Here is a 19,145-nt window from a genome sequence, read left to right as displayed (position 1 = left end):
GTGTGGAGGTTTTTATGAAAGTATCAAGAATGCAACGATTATCCATGTACGTAGGGTTAGCTCTCGTATTTGGTAGCACATTGAGTGCTCCTAGTGTATCAGCTGTTGACGCTGGTGAAGCGAAAGAAGCGCATACCATTGTTGTTACGGCGACTCGTAGTGAACAACAGCTTTCAGAAGTGCCAGCTAGTGTAGGCGTAGTAACAGGCGACGATATTCGTGAGCGCCATGCTACGAATATGAACGAAGCCTTGAACATCGTACCGGGCGTAGATATTAATACGTACGGTGGTGGCGTAGGTTACACGAACTCTAATGCATTCCGCATCAATGGGTCTGACCAAGTATTGTATTTGGTAGACGGCATCAATATGGGGGCGGCTGGTGTGAATCCGCCGATGACTATTTTGAAAGATATGTCTAGTATTGATCGCATTGAAGTTCAACGTGGTGCAGGCTCTACATTGTATGGTTCCGGCGCCATCGGTGGTGTAGTAAACGTAATTACTGCAAAACCTGAGCAAGGTGTACAAACTAAGCTTCGCGTGATGGGTGGCAGCAATGATTTAGAGCAATACGCAATTACCAATGAAGGTAGCCAAAACAATTGGTACTGGCGTGTAGGCGTACAAAAAGATATCATTGGCTCCTACAAAGATGGCCATGGTGTGCGTATTCCGCAACATGGTAACAGCCATACTGCATCTTTCATGGTGGGCAATAAAATCAATGATAAGAACGATGTAAAAATATCTTACGACACATATCGTGGTGATGTAATGTACTCCGACCATTTGGGTGCCCTTAACCATATTCGTTATGGTAATGAAGCAAATGACTCCTTGCGTGCGATTTGGAACAACAAAATCAGCAATCGCTGGAGCCATCAATTATACTTGATGAACAATCATTATAAAACAACATATGATGGGTACTTAACGGATGTGAAGACTCGTGGTATTGGTGATCAAGTTACGTATAAAGCAAAAGACCATACTGTAGTAGGCGGCTTTGATTGGAGACAAGATAAGGTGCTTAATATGGGCGGGGTGAAGCTTACGAATACATCTTACTTCATTCAAGATGAATGGAAATTTGCTCCTAAGTGGACTGTAACACCTGGTATCCGCGTTGACCATCATTCCTCCTTCGGTACGCATACATCTCCATCCATCAGCCTTGGCTATGATGTAAATGAGAAGACAAATGTGTATGCTGCGTATAAAGAGTACTTCTTAGCCCCTACACCATACCAATTATTTGATGGCTTCAATGGCAACCGCAATTTGAAACCGGAAACAGGTCATGAATTTGATTTAGGTGTACACCACAAATTCGGTAAAACATGGAATAGTAATCTTAGTTTCTTCAGCCGTAGTACGAAGGATAAAATCGGTTGGGTTATGACAGATCCAGCAAATTTTACAGGCCAATATCGCAATTTTGACACTGAAAAAGCTCGTGGTATCAATGCGGATGTGCGTAAACAATTGACGAACCACTTGTCCGCACGCCTTGGCTATACGTATACTCATATTGATGCGACACCAACTCGCAAAGCAAATCGCGATGGGTATGTGCCAAAACATGCTGTTAATGCAGGCCTTGATTACAACGATGCTAAATGGGATGCTCATTTGGATATCCGCGGTATCATTAATCGTCCTGGCCCTGCAGATAATGTATTCCCACGTAAAACGTACTGGTTGGCGGATATCAGCGCTAACTATCGTGTACGCGAAAATGTTACTATATTTGGTCGTATCAATAATATCTTTGATACATACTATGCAGAACAATCTAGCGTTCGTTGGGGCAACCCTGGTGACTGGTGGCCAGGTCAAGGTCGCAACTTCCGTCTAGGTGTAGAAGTGACTATCTAATAGATATAACTACTGCAATGGCTAATAGATATAACTACTGTAATCGTTCGATTATAAAGCTATACTAATAATTGACAATTACATCATAGTTATTTGTATAGCTTCAAAATGTAATCTATATCATGGTGAAAGAGCCTCTTATGGGGCTCTTTCATTTTTATTATAATTTTTGATGATATATTGAGACCGCACTAAGCACCATGAGAGTTATTTTCAATAACCGATAAATTAGGTATAGGTAAATAAGTATATGTTATAAAACTATAGATTTTCTATAGTAAAAGCTCTATAATATTATGTATCTATCTATAGGTATTCATAGTTTATGTTTTGTGATGTACACATATATTTGCTTGTATAGTAAATGTTTTGTTACTTTCACAGTTATCAAAACCTTCCCATGGAGAAGGTTGATTTTTAGAGGAGTTGGATCGAAATGAAACAACCAGAATTATCGCCGTATATGATGGCTCGCAAGCCGTCTGGCATTCGCCTAGGACAAATTAAATTCTTGGAACGTAAGAACCCACCTATCTTGGTGAATGGTTCTATTGGCAATGTAATGCGTCCTATGCATCCCGCCATGCAGCGTCGGTTGTTTGATTTGGGTGGTGTCAATAGTCCGTTTCATAATGGTATTGTGCCTTATGTACCAACTACGGGCACTGATGAGTGCCGCGAAGCATTTCTACACATTTTGCGCAGTCAAGGTTTTGATACAACAGGCCTCGATGTACTCGTAACAGACGGTGCATCCATGGCGATGGAAATCATCATGCTCGGCGTATGTGGTGGTGCAGGCGAAGAGGAACGCCCTCTCTTGATGTTCAACCCTTCTTATACAAACTATGATGCAGTAGGTCTTCGCATAGGCCGTAAAACTGTAACAGTAGAACGGGAGCTCAATGAAAATGGTGAGTTTGAATTGCCGTCCGTAGAGACTGTAGAGAAGCGCATTATCGACACAAAACCTGGTGCGTTGCTCATCATTCCTTATGACAATCCGACTGGTCAATTGTTTAGCAAAGAAACGCTCATTGAATATACAAAATTGTGCGTTAAACATAATTTGTGGATTATCTCTGACGAAGCGTACCGCGAATTGGCTTATGAAAAGGGGAAAGAAACATCTAGTATTTGGGCTTTAACCGATAAAGATGTGCCTGGCATCGAAGGCCGCCGTATTAGCCTTGAAACAGCTAGTAAGGTTTGGAATGCGTGTGGCCTTCGCATTGGAGCTATCATTACGGATAATAAATTATGCTATGAAAAATCTGTTGCGGAATATACGGCAAACCTTAGCGCTAACACCTTGGGCCAATATATCTTTGGCGCTTTGAAGCATGAGTCCTATGCGCAGTTGCACAACTGGTATGAGCAACAACGCGACTACTATCGTCAAATGATCTTTGAGCTCCATAAAGGGTTTAAAGAGGTAGAACCGGATTTTATCGTGTCTCGCCCTGAAGCATCTATTTACTTTGTAATCGACGTGAGAAAGGTGGCAAAACCTGGCTTTGACGGTGTAGAGTTCGCGTCCTGGTGCGCCGAACACGGTGCAGTGAGCCTTGATGATGGTAAGGAATATACACTCCTCATGGCGCCGCTCAATGGTTTCTATAGCGGTAAAAATGGTGATAATAACCCTGGTAAAACACAATTGCGCGTGTCGTTCTGTGAAAATCCAGAACTATTGCGCTTGGCTCCTGAGTTATTATCTAAACTATTCAGAGCTTATGAAGCACAACGAAATGTATAAACGTAAAGAGTGCCATTCCCAAAGGGAGGCACTCTTTTTGCATTGTAAGTTATCATTATGAGTTATAAAGATACTATGTATGGTATAGTATTACATAAAAAAGAGCTATAATATTCAAAATTATAGCTCTTTTCGTTTTTCCCTAGATATGGTAAGTAGGGAAGGGCTTTTATTTACTTTCTTCATCATGATGCGGTCCCTTAGTACGTATTTCGACTGCCAGTTGCTCGCTAGGTATGGAGCTTTCCTCAGTTGCTGGATATGAAGTGTCTTCTAAGATAACCGTTTCTAATAATTTGTCAATTTCATCAGACTGGATGGATACTTCTTTGTTGTACCATTCGCCAAATTCGCGAATAACTTCTTCGTTGCGACGGAAATAGGTATATTGGTCGATTTTACGCGATTCTACAAGTTCAGCATTTTCTAAAATGCTCATAAATGTAGAAATAGAAGATTGAGATACACCGCAGCGCTTTTGTATACTCTTAACGCTTACACTATATGGAAAGTCGATAAGCGTATTAGCATGTACTTGTACACCGAATTCTTTCTCTGGGTGTTTTAGCCACAATATAATATCTAACCGATGCGGATTGGATAATGCTTTCAAGATTTTTAACGGGTCCATAGGGCCTCCTCTTAATTAAAAAATAACGAGTTCCCAACCTTGACCGTGGACTTGCATTATGCGGTCGTATTATACGCGTCTTGCTCCGTATAGGGTTTTTGCTACCTTTATCATACGCTACTTTTCTTGTGAAAGCTAGACTTACTTATAAAATTCACGAATTGATGAATTTTATTGCACTCATCTAGAAGGGAAAGTATACATTAGTATTAATATATAATGAGTATATATACAACATGTATAGACCATTATAATATATTTCTGAAAAATATAGAATATATTCATCTTTCTGTGATAATTTTTAAAGGTATTTTGGTTCTAAATAGAGAAATATATATACTATATGAACTTATGTAAGTCTAAGCTTTCATTTAAAGGAGCTGAGTATATGGCAATTGATCGCAATGAAACATTTGATGTTATCGTTGTTGGCGCAGGGCCAGCGGGTTCTGCGGCAGCATTACGCCTTGCGGAGCAGCGGGTAAAAGTTTTACTCATCGAACGCGGTACCGCACCAGGCGCTAAAAACATGATGGGGGGACGTATCTATACACATTCTTTGGAACGTCTTGTTCCGGACTTTAGAGACCGTGCGCCGTTGGAACGAAAGGTGACAAAAGAGCGTATTTCTATTGGTACGGGTAATGAAATGACCACCATCGAGTATAGTTACCAAGATGGTGAACCTAATGAAGAATCCTACGTAGTATTACGTGCTAAATTTGATAAATGGTTAGCAGAAGAGGCGGAGAAAAAAGGGGCTCTCCTCGTGTCTAATGTACAGGTAACTGAGCTTATTACCGAAGGTGAAGGAAAACGTCGCCGTGTAATAGGTGTTCGCTGTCACGATGACGAAGTATATGCAAAACTAGTTATCATCGCAGAGGGTTCTAATACATTATTATTGGAAGAAGCTGGTCTTACAGGTCCTACAGATCCAAAAACAATGGCTGTAGGGGTGAAAGAAGTATATAAACTCAAAAAAGAGGATCTTGAAAATCGTCTCATGCTATCTGGCGATGAGGGGATGGCGTGGCTTACTTTGGGCGATATGACCGATGGCTTATTGGGCGGTGGCTTTATTTATACGAATAAAGACAGCCTTTCCGTAGGTATGGTTGTAGGCCTTGAAGATATCGGTAAAGCAAATAAATCGGTAGATGAAATGCTACTAGCTTTCACAAGCCATCCAAGAATTGCACCATTATTGAAAAATGGTCAATTGAAGGAGCATAGTGCGCATCTCGTGCCAGAAGGCGGCTTTAAAGCTCTGCCTACATTGGGCGGTAATGGGTATGTTATCGTTGGTGATGCGGCGCGTATGTGTATGAACTTGGGGTATACCATTCGTGGGATGGACCTTGCCATCGAATCTGGCATGTGTGCAGCCGATGCGGTTAACGTAGCCTTGCGCGATGAAAACATGGAGCGCGTTGCTAAATTGTATGAACGTCAAATCAAGAATTCTTGGTTATATAAGGACATGAAGCTTTATAAAAATATGCCTGCCTTCCTCGCATCAAATCCTCGCATATTCAAAGAGTATCCAGCTCTTGTGAATCATGTGATGCGCGATGTATTCACTGTAAATGGTGATGGTGCAGTCCCAATGATGAAGAAATTGATGGGTAGTGTAAGTGACGTTGGTTTAGTTACCTTGATTCGTGATGCTTGGAAAGGGGTGCGTTCCCTATGAAACTAGAAGAGCGCTTGGGCGCCAATAAATACTATGTAGATGAAACGTCTCCTCATATTATTGTGGATGGCGCTGGCTTTAGCTTGGAAGAGAAAATGAAACTCGTAAACGGCTGTCCTGCCGGTCTATATACATTACAAGAAAATGGTGATTTAGCCTTTGATTTCGCTGGGTGTCTTGAGTGCGGCACCTGCCGTGTTCTCTGTGGCGAAACAATCGTAAAAACTTGGAAATATCCGCGTAACGCTAAGGGCGTAGAATTTAGACAGGGGTGAGTGTATGGAGTTATTAGTATGTATCAAACAGGTTCCAGATACATCTGAGATTAAGCTGGATCCAGAAACGAATAATCTAATCCGCACAGGCTTGCCTAGTATTGTAAACCCTTACGATATGCATGCGTTAGAGGCAGCTCTTGCGGTAAAAGACCAATATGAAGGTAGTCGTGTAACTGTTGTCACTATGGGGCCTCCTCAAGCCGAGGCAGCACTTCGCGAGTGTTTGTCCCTCGGTGCAGACGATGCGGTGCTCATTACAGACCGTGCTTTCGGTGGTGCAGATACATTGGCTACAAGCTATACGATTGCCTCTGCCATCCGTCATATTCAACAGACCATGAATCGCGAGTTCCAAATGATTTTCTGCGGTAAGCAGGCTATCGATGGAGATACAGCGCAAGTAGGTCCTCAAATTGCGGAGGAACTAGGCATGGCGCAAGCTACCTATGCTTGTGAGTTGACCGTAGATCAGGCGGCTCAAAAGGCGATTGTAAAACGAGAGCATGAAAATGGTTATGAAGTGATTGAGGCTCCATTACCACTATTGGTAACAGCTACGGCTGAACTCAATGAGCCACGCCAGCCAGGGCTTTGGAGCTCTATTTATGCTAAACGATATACAATTACGCATATTACATTGCGCGATATGCCTAATATTGATGAAAGTCGTATTGGTCTCAATGGCTCTCCTACCCGTGTTCGTAAGGTATATCAACCACCGCTTCGGGGCAAGGTAGAAATGCTTTCATCTGTGGAGGAAGGGGCTAAAAAGGTTCTTGAATTGGCCTATAATATCAAGCCGGAAAAGTTTTCTCATCTATTGGTGCCTAGCGAAGAACCTGTGGATGAGCCTGTAGATAACAACGATGAGGGCGTGGATGTAAAAGATCCTGTGCAGCGGGCTGCCACTGTTGAAAGTGTATCCTCTAGTGAGTTTAAGGCTTTAGCGGCCGTTAAAGGTGAAGAAGGTTCCAAAGGAGGTGATCGATAATGGGAGTGACAAATTTTGATGAATATAGAGATGTCTTTGTCGTAGCCGATACCATCGATGACGTAGTGCATCCTGTTACGTACGAACTTATCGGTCAAGCTCGTCGCATTGCTAAGGAATTGGGGCAACTCGTTCAAGTTATGCTTCTTGGTGAGAATGTTCAATCCGAGGCGGAGGAACTCGTGGCGCATGGTGCCGATATTGTTCACGTTTTTGAAAGCCCTCTTTTGAAATACTATACAACAGACGGCTATACAAAGGTTTTGACAGATTTCTTTGAAGACCATAAGCCTAATATTCTTTTGATTGGTGCTACGAACAATGGTCGAGACCTTGCACCTCGTATGTCTGGTCGCATGCAAAACGGCGTAGTAGCTGACTGTACTATCTTGACTGTAGATACTACAGAAGGCCTTGTAGAATGGACGCGTCCTGCTTTGGGTGGCAATATTTTAGCTGAAATTATTTCTCCAAATCATCGTCCACAAATGGGCTCTGTCCGTCCTAATGTATTTAAAAAGCCAGAACGCATTGCAGATAGCTGGGGCCGTATTCAAATCGAACAATTTGACCTTAAACCTGAAGATATTCGCATGAAGCGCCTTGACTTCATTCCGTTCAGCAAAGATGGTTACAACATCCAAGAAGCGGATATCATCGTAGCCGGCGGTCGCGGTATGGGTTCTAAGGAGAACTTCGATAAGCTCTACGAACTTGCCGATGCTATCGGCGGTGTTGTAGGTGCTACACGTCCCCTTGTAGAAAAGGGCTGGATCGAATTGCCATACCAAGTAGGCCAAACAGGTAAAACTGTAAGCCCTAAACTATACTTGGCATTCGGTATCTCCGGTGCTATTCAACACGTGAGCGGTATCTCTGGTGCTGACACAATTGTGGCTATCAATAACGATCCAAATGCAGAAATCTTCCAACACGCTAACTATGGGATCGTGGGGGATTGCATGGAAGTTTTAAATGATATGTTGGCGCATTTGAAATAAAAGATGTGCATAAAGTGGCATTAGAATTGTAATACAATAAGGAAAGAGGATACCCTTCCCGAAAGCCTCCAAAGCGAGCTAAGTCGGTTTCAGAAAGGGTATCCTCTTTTTATTATCATATTCCTTAATCCATATGCCACTTTATGTGTTCTTTTAAATACCACCTGCGCCGACATATCATTTTAGAGAGAAGGGAAATGCGCCCAAGGCGGCTTCGAATAGGTATCCCTATTTGGCTTACTGCTGTTGTAGAGCTCAAGTATTAGCGTATTATAAACAAATGCTCCGACATATCATTTTTATTAGTATAGGATGGTGGCTTAGAGTCCATTATATATTAAAGTGGTATAATTAGGGTATAGATTTAGTTCGGATTGATAAGGAGGTTCTTATGGCTCGTCATGTTTTTGTTACTGGTGCAACGTCTGGTATTGGTCTTTGTATTGCTGAGGCGTATGCAAAGTATGGTGATAATGTTTTGATTTCTGGGCGTCGCGCTGAGGTGTTGGCTGAGGTACAGGGTCGTTTGTCTAAGGAGTATGGCGTGCGCGTCGAGACTTTGGTTCTTGATGTGCGTAGTCGTGAGGATGTTGAAAGCAAGGTTCCAGCAGCAATTGAGGCTTTTGGTGGCGTTGATGTCCTCGTAAATAACGCAGGTCTTGCACAAGGCTTAGATCCTTTCCAAGATAGTACTGTCGATGATGCGGTGACTATGATCGATACGAATGTGAAAGGCCTTTTATATGTAACAAAGGCTGTACTACCTTATATGATTGATAAAAACGCAGGCCATATTGTAAATATGGGCTCTACCGCTGGTATTTACGCATATCCAGGTGGCGCTGTTTACTGTGCTACAAAGGCGGCCGTTAAGATGTTGAGCGATGGTATTCGTATGGATACGATTGCAACGGATATTAAGGTCACAACCATTCAACCGGGTATCGTAGAGACTCCGTTTAGTGAAGTTCGCTTTCACGGTGATGCGGAAAAAGCTAAAGCCGTCTACGCCGGCATCGATGCAATCCAACCTGAGGATGTGGCGGACGTTGTACTATACGTAACAAATCAACCTAAACGCTTGCAAATTTCTGATGTCACAATCATGGCAAATCAACAAGCAGCTGGGTTTATGGTACATAAGAAATAAAACATCCTATGATTTAATGTGAAAGTTGAGTAAAGGACTCATATGTTAACTAAGGAGGCAAAGCAAGTGCAATAAAGCCGGATACTCTTATTTATAAAGGAAAGGCAAAAAAATGAAAAAATATATCGTTATTACAGGAGCAAGTTCAGGCATAGGAGCAGCTACGGCAAAAGCTTTTGCACGTCGTGGAGAAAATTTAATCGTTATTGCACGGAGAGCAGAATTATTAGAAAATTTGAAAGACGAGATTGCTAACATTTCGCCTGATTCGGACGTTATTGTAAAACCTTGTGATCTCTCGTGTAGCGAAAATGTTTTAGCACTTTGGGATGACCTTAAAAGCTATGAGTTAAAGGCTCTTATCAATAATGCAGGCTTTGGCGATTTTGGATTCATGGGGAATCATGATATTCAAAAAATGGTAAAAATGATAGATTTAAATGTAACTGCACTTGCGATACTTTCTAGTTTATTCGTGCGAGATTATAAATGTAAACAAACACAGTTGATAAATGTTTCCTCCGTGGGTGGCTATTTTTTAGCGCCCGGCGTAGTACCGTATTGTGGAACAAAATTTTTTGTAAGTGCTTTCACAGAGGGCTTGTATCATGAGCTTGTACAGGATACGGATGCTAACATGCAGGCTAAAATCTTAGCGCCTGCGGCTACTAAAAGCGAGTTTTGTGATGTAGCTTCAGGTAAAAATGGATTTGATTACGATGCTTCATTTGAAAAGTATCATAGCAGTGAACAGACTGCAGACTTTTTGCTTACCCTTTATGATAGCGATGCATGTGTTGGCGAGGTGGATTTGACTAGCTTCGAGTTTAAGCTCAGCGGGCCAAAATTTAATTACCTAGCTACTGCCAAATAGTAGATAGGAATGGATTATATATAAACATAGATACTCCTGATGAGCGTCTTAGCATCTATTTTGAATATATGTTTGTATAGTAGCTAATATAGAACTCAGGATTTTATATCAAAAATAACTACTTGAAATTCCCTATCATTTAGGGTATAATTATAAAATAAGTTTTGATAAAGAATATTTTGTAAAATATATTTATAAATTATAATATTCTTAATACATGTGTTGTGTTTGTACAGATGTATATGTAAAAGAGCGGAGATTATAATCATGTTGAAGAAATTTGTATTGATGGCTGTTGCTTGTGCTTGTGTAGGTTCTTATACTGTTGCGGGTGCTCAAGGTACTATTGATGTAAAACCAAATCAACCTAAATCTGTGGTAGCTCAACAAGAAGCGCCAATGGTTGGCATGCCAAACCCGTTTCATGAGTTTTCTACTGTAGATGAAGCGGCTAAATATATGAACATTACACCTCAAATGCCTAAGGTATTGCCTGTAGGTTATAACATTGAATCTGTAAGTACTATTGATAAGGATGTATTGCAAGTGGTTTATGTTTACCAAGCTGGTGAAGATGCTACTCGTAATCAAGCTGCAGGCAAACGCATCGTGTATCGCGTATCTAATGAAATAAAAGAAGATATTAGCGGCGATTATAGCGATTTTCGTGTAACAGCTAATGAGAAAGTAAACGGCACAAAGGTTATTTTCAAAGGTGGCAATAAAATGGTATATCTCATAGGTTGGACCAAAGACGGCCAAACTCATGGGATGTACTTCGAACGCCCTGTAACTCGTGACATGGCTAAAGCGATCGTTGCTAATACAGTAGCTCCAAAACAACATACAAAATAATATAAAAGTCCAGGCCTAATGGGATAGGCATGCGAGCTGTGGTGAAGCACTCGCATGGACACTGTAAGGGTTTTATATAGAACGGCTCCTCATATGAGGGGCCGTTTTTGTTGGTATGCAAAACTTTCATAATGAGAATCACTCTAATATACCTCTGCGGGTATACTTATATATAAAGACTATTGATAGAATAGAAATATAGTTAATTTATAATAAAAGAAGGCAGGTGATGTATTGTATCGATTAATATTACAGCGATTGGCGAGTATTGTTGGCATTTTATTAGTTGTAACCATCGGTACATTTGTATTGATTAAACTATCCCCCATTGACCCCGTGGCGATGAAGTTTAATCTGGTAGGGGCTACACCTGATCCTGTATTAGTAGAGCAGATGCGAGAGCAACTAGGTCTCAACGACCCGTGGTGGCAGCAATATATACGCTGGCTAGGCCAACTCGTGCGAGGCGACTTCGGTGAATCTATATTGTATTCGCTACCGGTAGCAACTATTTTGGGTGGTGCACTGCCGAATACATTGGGGCTCGTATCACTGGCGCTTTTGATGGGCATAGTCGTAACGATACCGCTTGGCATGTTGTCGGCACGATATCAAGACTCCTGGGTCGATCATGTGATTCGATTATTTACGTTTTTCGCTTTGGCGATTCCGGGGTTCTGGGTAGGTCTCTTGCTATTGTATCTGTTCGGCGTGAAGCTGCAGCTTGTATCGGTAACGAATACAAAGGGCTTCACCGTGTATATACTGCCGGCCTTGACAATTGCTCTGTGGATTTGCGGCTTATATATTCGCCGTTTGCGTAATGCTATTCTGGAGGTTGAGAAACAGCCTTTTGTACAGGGGGCTAGAGCTCTCGGCTTACCGGAGTGGATGGTATATTGTCGCTATATCTTTCCTCACGTCGGACTTATGTTATTGCCTATGATGGGTGTTACGATGGGGGCCATGTTAGGCGGCTCCGCGGTTATTGAAACGGTGTTCTCCATCAAAGGCATCGGTTATATGATGGTACAGGGCATAACCGCCCGTGACTATGTATTGATGCAGGGCTATATCATCTGGATTACATTGGTGTTCATCGTGATTAACATCATCATTGATGTATTGAGCATTTGGCTTAATCCGAAACGAAGGGCCGCTATACAAGGAGGCTCTTATGAATAGACGAAAGCCTTATGGCCTATATATCATGCTTGTACTGGCAGCATTGTGGATTGTATTTTTCCTCTGCGCTCCGTACATCGCGCCTTATAATCCGGAGGCGACGAATGTAGCCGATAGGTTGCAGGATATCAGCAACACTCATTGGCTAGGAACTGATCAGTTGGGCCGCGATGTGTGGTCTCGCATTCTTTATGGCGGGAAGGCGTCGTTGTGGATTGCTTTCACCATCATCGGCATCAGCGGAGCGATAGGCATCGTTATCGGTGGACTGGCGGGATTCTCCACGCCGCGCATCGACCGTTGGCTGTCGCGATTGATCGATTTGGTACTGGGATTTCCGAATATGGTTATCGCCATTGCTTTCATCGGCATCATGGGGCCAAGCATAACGAATGTGATCATTTCGCTGTGCATTACTAAATGGGCGGAATATGCGCGCATCACGAGGGGGCTTGTCCATATCGAACGCCATGCCGAGTATATTACCTTTGCTCGCATGTCCGGCGCTTCGAGGATTCGTATTTTATGGCGTTACATTCTGCCGAATGTTCTGCCACCGCTATTAATTGTCATTATTCAACATTTAGGGGATGCCATCATTTTGGTGGCCAGTTTCTCGCTCATCGGCATCGGCGTGCAACCGCCTGATCCCGAGTGGGGCGCGATCCTATTGAGCTCCCGTGATTTTCTGCAAACCGCGCCTTGGCTGTTGATCTATCCGGGGCTTGCGATTTTTATTACCGTTGTTCTGTTTAACTATATTGGCGATGCGTTGCGTGATGTCCTCGATGTATCACGATGACCGCATACAATATGAATGTTTTTAGTGAAAGCCTCATCACAATGAGGTGTGAAAAGGAGTATTTATGAACCGTTGGTTATTAGCATGTGTATCCATGCTGTGTATGGTGGCTCTCTTGGTGGGCTGCGGCAATGATACGGCTAAACAAGGCAAGCATCTGAATGTCGGCTTATATTGGTTCGGTGAAACATTAGATCCGACGCATGAATGGGATGCGTGGACATTGACACGTATCGGAGCAGGTGAAACCTTGGCTACGGTGACACCAGATATGAAATTTACCGGACAATTAGCTGATTCCTGGGAAAATATTGACCCAACTACATGGAAATTCCATATTAGAGAAAATGTAAAATTCCACAATGGTACTGCGATGACACCTCAGAAGGTAAAAGAGTCCATCGAGTATACGATGAAACAAAGCCCTCGCTCTGCGAAGGCCGTTAAAATTGAATCCATTACCGTTGATGGTCAAAATTTGATCATTAAAACTACGGAACCTAATGGCTCCTTATTGTCCAGCTTGACTGAACCTGCATTCGTTATCATGGATACGGCAGATCTTAAAGATGTGGCGTCTAAACCAGTTCTTACAGGTCCGTATAAAATTACTTCTTTCACAAAGGGTGAAAGCATCGAGTTAACGGCATTCGCTGACTATTGGGGCGGCAAACTGGGTCTTGATTCTGTGACTGTAAAGGATATTGAAGACAATAATAAGCGTGCCATGGCGTTACAATCTAAAGACGTGGATGTTATTCAAAAGGTGGACTCCGCTAATCGTAGCTTGTTTAAAGATGGATTCAACATGCAAGACGTGTCTGGTGTTCGCGTAATGATGTTAAAGGTTAATCATACAGAAGCCTCTCCGTTACATGATAAAAATGTACGTTCTGCTGTGGCTCATATCATCAATTACGATACAATGGCAAAAGTTATCGGCGGCGGTGCATTGGCCGGTGGTGCTCCATTCCCTCCTTCCGCAAACTTGGGCTATGATGGGCTTTCAAATAAAGCTGTCACTGACCTTGCAAAAGCAAATGAATTATTAACCCAAGCGGGCTATGCGAAGAATGGCAACGGTATCTATGCAAAAGATGGTAAGGAATTGAAATTGACCCTCGCTATTTGGGGCAAAGATACTAGCATGTATGAAGAAATTCAACAAGAATTGAAACAGGCGGGCATCGCGGTAGAACTCAGAAAATTGCAAAGCCCTAATGAAGTGGATACCCTTGGTGTAGACGCATTTGATTTGGTGGAACGCAATGTGGTAACCATGTCTACAAACGATCCTTACTGGTTCCTCAGCTTGTTCTATAAATCCGGTTCTAAAGCCAATGTAGGCGGTTATAACAATCCTCAAGTGGATGCATTAATCGACAAGTTGGCAGTTACATTTGATCAAAATGAACGGACGAACGTGGCTAAACAAGTACAGTCCATTTTGCTCGATGATGTGGCTGACATCTATTTGTTGTACCCTGCTGCGAATGTGGTTTCCACATCCAAGGTTAAAAATGTGCCGGTGCATCCAATCGATTACTACTTATTAACAAAGGATTCTACTATTGAATAAATCTGATTGCATAGTATTTGACAATGTATCAATTTCATACGGTGCGGAACAGGCCGTACACGATGTATCCTTTTCCGTGCGCACCGGTGAGGTGTTTGCCATCGTTGGTGAAAGCGGCTCCGGGAAATCGACGTTGATTCGCGCCGCCTTCGGTATGCTGAAGAAGGCCACTATAAGCGGTCAAATTTTGCTGAACGGCACGGATATTACGACATTGAGCGATAAGGACTGGCGACAAATGCGCGGCATGCGGGTGTCGATGATCTTTCAGAATCCCAGTGCCTATTTGAATCCGGCTCGTACCGTGGAAAACCATTTCAAAGACTTATTGCGCGCTCATGATGAGCCGTATGATGTGAATCGTGTACTGCATATGTTACAGCTCGTCCACTTGACGGAAGGGGAACGTATTTTACAATCCTATCCGTTTCAACTGAGCGGCGGTATGCAACAACGCCTGGCGATTGCGTTGAGCCTGATTCTGAAACCGGATATCGTATTTGCCGATGAGCCGACCAGTGCTTTAGATATGATGGTACAATCGTCGGTATTGGACTTGCTGAAAGAAGTAACACAGGCCCTCGGAGCAACCGTGATTCTGGTGACCCATAACATCAAGGCGGCTGTGCGCATTGCGGACCGCATCGGTGTGATGAATAAAGGGCACCTTGTTGAAATGGGGGCTACCGAAGAGGTAATGGCGCATCCTAAAGATGACTATACACGTATACTGTTGGATTCCGTGATGAAAGTGGTGTAATATGATACAAGCTGAGCATATATGTAAATATTATACGAACCACAATCATATGGTGCGTGCCGTTGATGATGTGTCTTTTGCTATTGCTGAACATGAACGAGTAGGCATCGCCGGCGGTAGCGGTTCTGGTAAAAGTACGCTACTTAGACTCATGGCGATGCTGGAAAAACCTACATCGGGTACATTGCGACTCTTCGGAGAAGATATATCACAGATTCAAAACCATACGGAAGTGTACCGCTCGCTGCAGATGATGTTTCAAAATCCGTTGGCGGTTATTCCGCCACGGATGAACTTGGAAGCATTTCTACTTGAGCCGTACATTAACTATGGTCTTATGGACATGACCGAAGCGAAGGAAGATATTCGCAAATGGATCCGACATGTAGATTTACCGGAAACAATTATCCGAAAATACCCTCACGAAGTCAGCGGAGGTCAGCTGCAACGTGTTGTACTGGCACGAATCATGCTGATGAAGCCGAAACTGGTACTCTTTGATGAACCTACATCGGCCCTTGATGCGGTGAACCAGAAACTCGTACTTGACCTATTACAAAAACTACATAAAGAACAACCCTTCGGCTATGTGTTTGTGAGTCATGACATCGGACTGCTACAAGCGGTCACAGATCGAATCCTAGTGATGAAAGACGGACAAATCGTGGAAAACATCGAATCAACTCGACTAAAAGAAGCGGTACACCCGTATACACGAGCACTAGTGGAAGCGAGTGTGTAGAAAGCAAAGAGCCCCTGTTTGGAACAGGGGCTTTAATAGTAAAAAATACAACCATATGAGTATTTTGCTCATATGGTTGTATTTTTGGGGTATACGTTGTATACTTAACGTAAGAATGGAGGAATTATTATGTTAATTCAGTTTTCCTTTAAAAATTTTAGATCCTTTAGGGATGAAGCTATTTTAGATTTAACAGCAACAACTTGTACTGAATTTCCTGAACATGTACGAGCAGTTGGTGGCGAAAAATTATTGCCTGTAGCTGCTATATTTGGTGCTAATGCTAGTGGTAAGTCGAATGTATACAACGCATTTGAATATATGACTCAATATGTTTTGCGTTCTTTTTCTTTTGGAGATGAAGATATTGAAGCTGATGCTAAGATTAAACAGGATCCATTTTTATTTGACATGGAATCTGTTGATAAAGTATCTGTTTTTGAGGTATATTTTACAATCCCTGGAGATGATAAACAAAAAGTTTATAATTATGGATTCTCTATGAATCGTCATGGTATTGAAGAAGAGTGGTTGAATAGTAAAGCTAGAACTGTTAGAGAATATAGAACTATATTTTATAGAAATACGGCTCATGAAGAACTGGATTTATCTGGAATTCCTAAAGCAAGTCAAGATAATATTAAAATATCCTTAGAGCCACAAACGTTAATTGTATCTCTTGGCGCTAAGTTGAAAATTGAGAAATGTAAACTAATACGAGACTGGTTTGGATATAATTCTTTATCGAATTTTGCAGATCCTATTGAGTCGCTACTTCGGTACAGAATGATGCCTAAAGGATTTGTTGAGGATAAGAATATTCAAGATAAAGTAGTGAACTTTTTAGGGACTTTTGATGATAGCATAAAAGGGTTTTCTATTACAGAACACGAAAAAGAGGAAGAAAAAGAAAAAAGAAAGAAATATTCGATTAATACCTTACATGTAAAAAAAGATAGTGATACATCTGTAGAAATATCGCTTGGTGAAGAGTCTGCGGGGACACAAAAAATGTTTGCCTTGTATCCGGAGCTTCAATCTGTTCTGACTAAGGGCGCAGTATTATTTGTTGATGAGTTAAATGCGCGATTACACCCTTTGTTAATGAGGAATATATTACTTTTATTTTTAAATCCTGAAATTAATATAAATCATGCTCAACTAATCTTTACAACACATGATTTAATTTCTATGACAAATAGATTATTACGACGTGATGAAATTTGGTTTACTAAAAAAGATATTGATGGGGCCTCTGAACTTTATTCTTTAGCTGACTTTAAGGGGGATAAAGGTAAATCTATTCGTAAAGATGTAAATTATGTTAAGCAATATTTACTAGGTAGTTATGGTGCAATTCCACTATTAAAAGATATGGATTTTTCTACGGAGAAATAGTATGGCTAAACAAGATCATCGAGGCAATAGAAAAAAGAGACATGAACGTATTGAAAGACGTAATTTAGAGTTAGGCTACTATTTAATATATACAGATACGGAAGGAACTGAGCGAGCGTATTTTGAAGGCCTACATAAGTCATTACCTCATGAAATTAGAAATAAGTTACAAATAAAAGTTGTAGATGGTATTAAAACTAAAGAATTAATAAGTAAAGCTCGAAGAGACTCTAGTTATGACCCACAATTGAGGGAAACTTGGATTATTTTTGATAGAGACCAAGTAACTACTTTTGATAAAATTATAGAAAAGGCTGAGAGTATGAATATTCATGTTGGTTGGTCAAACCCTTGTATTGAGATATGGCTTCATGCATACCTAGGCGGATTACGTGCTTTTGATACATCAGTTTGTTGCTGCGAAAGTTTAAAGAAGCTTTGCCGACAAAGAATGAATGGATATGAATATAATAAGACTGATAGTGATTTATATCGACGTTTTTATACCGTAGGAAGTGAAAAAAATGCTATTAAGACAGCTAAAGAGAGGTATACTTCATTAATACGAGATGGTATTACTGTGCCTTCTGAAATGAACCCCTGTACTACAATTTATCAATTAGTAGAAGAAATTCGTTCTAAGGTTTAGAGCATCTTATTCAAAAGATTGATATATAAGATGGGGATATTCTGGTTTATAGTAGATGTGGATATAAGAGTAAAATTTAAAAGATTATTTTCTTATATAATAAGAATCTATAATAGTAATGTATTTTTATATATTATTACTTTTTACTCTAGAAAAAGATATAGGTGTATTATAGTATTTTATAATCTCCCTTCATAATCCTCCCTTACGATAAAAGAAATCATATGTTTTCTTTCAGAAAGAGAGGTCTGATTATGACAGCAGTAAAGCATGAATGGCGTAAGCACGAAAAGGAATTGTATTGTCCTAAGCAGCAGGCGGTGCAGGTTACGGTGCCGAGCATGAAGTTCCTCGTGCTGGATGGCGTGGGAAATCCTAATCATGCGGCCTTTGCCGATGATATCGAGGCGTTATATTCGTTGTCCTACGGGATAAAGATGTTGCCGAAAAAGGGCGTGACGCCGGATGGGTACTTTGATTACACCGTGTATCCGTTGGAGGCGCTCTGGAAGCAGCTTGAGCATACGGAGCAGTTTGATAAGAATAATCTGCAATATCGGGTGATGATCAGACAACCTGATTTTGTGACTTCTGACGTGTTGGAGGCGGCCATTATTAATGTATGCAAGAAAAAATCGTTGCCTCGATTTAAGGACGTGCGGCTCGAATCGATAGAGGATGGGGATTGTGTGCAGATATTGCATGTCGGGCCTTATGATGATGAACCGGAATCGTTTATGAAAGTAGATGAATTCTGCTCTGCTCATAATTTGCAACGTGTTAATGGCGAGTGGCATCGGGAAATCTATCTGTCTGATGCACGAAAGGTGGAGCCCGCAAAATTGAAGACTGTACTGCGCGTGCAGGTGAAAAAGGGATAGTTATAAGGATTTCATAGTAAACTTAATCGGA

The 19,145-nt window shown here is 41.5% G+C and carries 18 protein-coding genes; 17 read left to right on the top strand and 1 reads right to left on the bottom strand.

Annotated features, from left to right (window positions below):
- Positions 1 to 14 precede the first annotated feature (14 nt).
- Together ACMKPP_RS04570 and ACMKPP_RS04565 are read left to right on the top strand one after the other, a co-directional pair.
- Entirely contained in the window at positions 15 to 1,883 is a 1,869-nt protein-coding gene (locus ACMKPP_RS04570; RefSeq protein ID WP_038125731.1) for a TonB-dependent receptor plug domain-containing protein, read from the top strand.
- Between the two features lie 436 nt (positions 1,884 to 2,319).
- Positions 2,320 to 3,642: a pyridoxal phosphate-dependent aminotransferase gene (locus ACMKPP_RS04565; protein ID WP_008603324.1), complete on the top strand. Its 1,323-nt coding sequence runs from the start codon at positions 2,320 to 2,322 to the stop codon at positions 3,640 to 3,642.
- Between the two features lie 169 nt (positions 3,643 to 3,811).
- Here ACMKPP_RS04565 and ACMKPP_RS04560 read toward each other — a convergent pair whose 3' ends face one another.
- On the bottom strand, positions 3,812 to 4,273 hold the full coding sequence (locus ACMKPP_RS04560; RefSeq protein WP_004694338.1) for an ArsR/SmtB family transcription factor: 462 nt from the start codon (positions 4,271 to 4,273) through the stop codon (positions 3,812 to 3,814).
- A 388-nt stretch (positions 4,274 to 4,661) separates the two neighbouring features.
- On the opposite strand from ACMKPP_RS04560, the gene ACMKPP_RS04555 reads away from it, so the two are divergent.
- The 15 genes from ACMKPP_RS04555 to ACMKPP_RS04485 all read left to right on the top strand — a co-directional run bounded on the left by ACMKPP_RS04555 (position 4,662) and on the right by ACMKPP_RS04485 (position 19,114).
- Entirely contained in the window at positions 4,662 to 5,969 is a 1,308-nt protein-coding gene (locus tag ACMKPP_RS04555; RefSeq protein WP_118091139.1) for an FAD-dependent oxidoreductase, read from the top strand.
- Positions 5,966 to 6,244 carry a ferredoxin family protein gene (locus ACMKPP_RS04550; protein WP_004694335.1) on the top strand — a complete coding sequence of 93 codons (279 nt, stop codon included), beginning with the start codon at positions 5,966 to 5,968 and terminating at the stop codon, positions 6,242 to 6,244. The genes ACMKPP_RS04555 and ACMKPP_RS04550 overlap by 4 nt, the downstream gene beginning before the upstream one ends.
- Before the next feature lie 4 nt (positions 6,245 to 6,248).
- Complete coding sequence (locus ACMKPP_RS04545; RefSeq protein ID WP_119562510.1) at positions 6,249 to 7,238, top strand: electron transfer flavoprotein subunit beta/FixA family protein; 990 nt, start codon at positions 6,249 to 6,251, stop codon at positions 7,236 to 7,238.
- Positions 7,238 to 8,239: an electron transfer flavoprotein subunit alpha/FixB family protein gene (locus tag ACMKPP_RS04540; protein ID WP_128114102.1), complete on the top strand. Its 1,002-nt coding sequence runs from the start codon at positions 7,238 to 7,240 to the stop codon at positions 8,237 to 8,239. Before ACMKPP_RS04545 ends, ACMKPP_RS04540 begins: the two co-directional genes overlap by 1 nt.
- Before the next feature lie 391 nt (positions 8,240 to 8,630).
- Entirely contained in the window at positions 8,631 to 9,389 is a 759-nt protein-coding gene (locus ACMKPP_RS04535; protein ID WP_418369347.1) for an SDR family NAD(P)-dependent oxidoreductase, read from the top strand.
- Positions 9,390 to 9,501: 112 nt separating this feature from the next.
- Complete coding sequence (locus ACMKPP_RS04530) at positions 9,502 to 10,263, top strand: SDR family NAD(P)-dependent oxidoreductase (RefSeq protein ID WP_418369346.1); 762 nt, start codon at positions 9,502 to 9,504, stop codon at positions 10,261 to 10,263.
- A 267-nt stretch (positions 10,264 to 10,530) separates the two neighbouring features.
- On the top strand, positions 10,531 to 11,118 hold the full coding sequence (locus ACMKPP_RS04525; RefSeq protein ID WP_279009157.1) for a hypothetical protein: 588 nt from the start codon (positions 10,531 to 10,533) through the stop codon (positions 11,116 to 11,118).
- A gap of 234 nt (positions 11,119 to 11,352) precedes the next feature.
- On the top strand, positions 11,353 to 12,303 hold the full coding sequence (locus ACMKPP_RS04520) for an ABC transporter permease (protein ID WP_418369345.1): 951 nt from the start codon (positions 11,353 to 11,355) through the stop codon (positions 12,301 to 12,303).
- On the top strand, positions 12,296 to 13,105 hold the full coding sequence (locus tag ACMKPP_RS04515) for an ABC transporter permease (RefSeq protein ID WP_418369344.1): 810 nt from the start codon (positions 12,296 to 12,298) through the stop codon (positions 13,103 to 13,105). Before ACMKPP_RS04520 ends, ACMKPP_RS04515 begins: the two co-directional genes overlap by 8 nt.
- A 64-nt stretch (positions 13,106 to 13,169) precedes the next feature.
- Complete coding sequence (locus ACMKPP_RS04510) at positions 13,170 to 14,684, top strand: ABC transporter substrate-binding protein (protein WP_418369343.1); 1,515 nt, start codon at positions 13,170 to 13,172, stop codon at positions 14,682 to 14,684.
- The gene (locus ACMKPP_RS04505) at positions 14,677 to 15,444 is read left to right on the top strand and encodes an ABC transporter ATP-binding protein (RefSeq protein ID WP_418369342.1); all 768 of its coding nucleotides are present in this window, start codon (positions 14,677 to 14,679) and stop codon (positions 15,442 to 15,444) included. The genes ACMKPP_RS04510 and ACMKPP_RS04505 overlap by 8 nt, the downstream gene beginning before the upstream one ends.
- Position 15,445: 1 nt before the next feature.
- Positions 15,446 to 16,186: an ABC transporter ATP-binding protein gene (locus tag ACMKPP_RS04500; protein ID WP_418369341.1), complete on the top strand. Its 741-nt coding sequence runs from the start codon at positions 15,446 to 15,448 to the stop codon at positions 16,184 to 16,186.
- Positions 16,187 to 16,315: 129 nt separating this feature from the next.
- Positions 16,316 to 17,584, top strand: a complete 1,269-nt coding sequence (locus ACMKPP_RS04495) for an AAA family ATPase (RefSeq protein WP_418369340.1) — start codon at positions 16,316 to 16,318, stop codon at positions 17,582 to 17,584.
- A gap of 1 nt (position 17,585) precedes the next feature.
- Entirely contained in the window at positions 17,586 to 18,233 is a 648-nt protein-coding gene (locus ACMKPP_RS04490) for an RloB family protein (protein ID WP_418369339.1), read from the top strand.
- A gap of 254 nt (positions 18,234 to 18,487) precedes the next feature.
- Positions 18,488 to 19,114, top strand: a complete 627-nt coding sequence (locus tag ACMKPP_RS04485) for a GyrI-like domain-containing protein (protein ID WP_418369338.1) — start codon at positions 18,488 to 18,490, stop codon at positions 19,112 to 19,114.
- Positions 19,115 to 19,145 lie beyond the last annotated feature (31 nt).

The sequence above is a fragment of the Veillonella parvula genome (assembly GCF_048309325.1).
Lineage (GTDB): Bacteria > Bacillota > Negativicutes > Veillonellales > Veillonellaceae > Veillonella > Veillonella parvula_T.
Note: the sequence above shows the minus strand (reverse complement) of the source record. Positions and strands in the feature narration are given on the sequence as shown.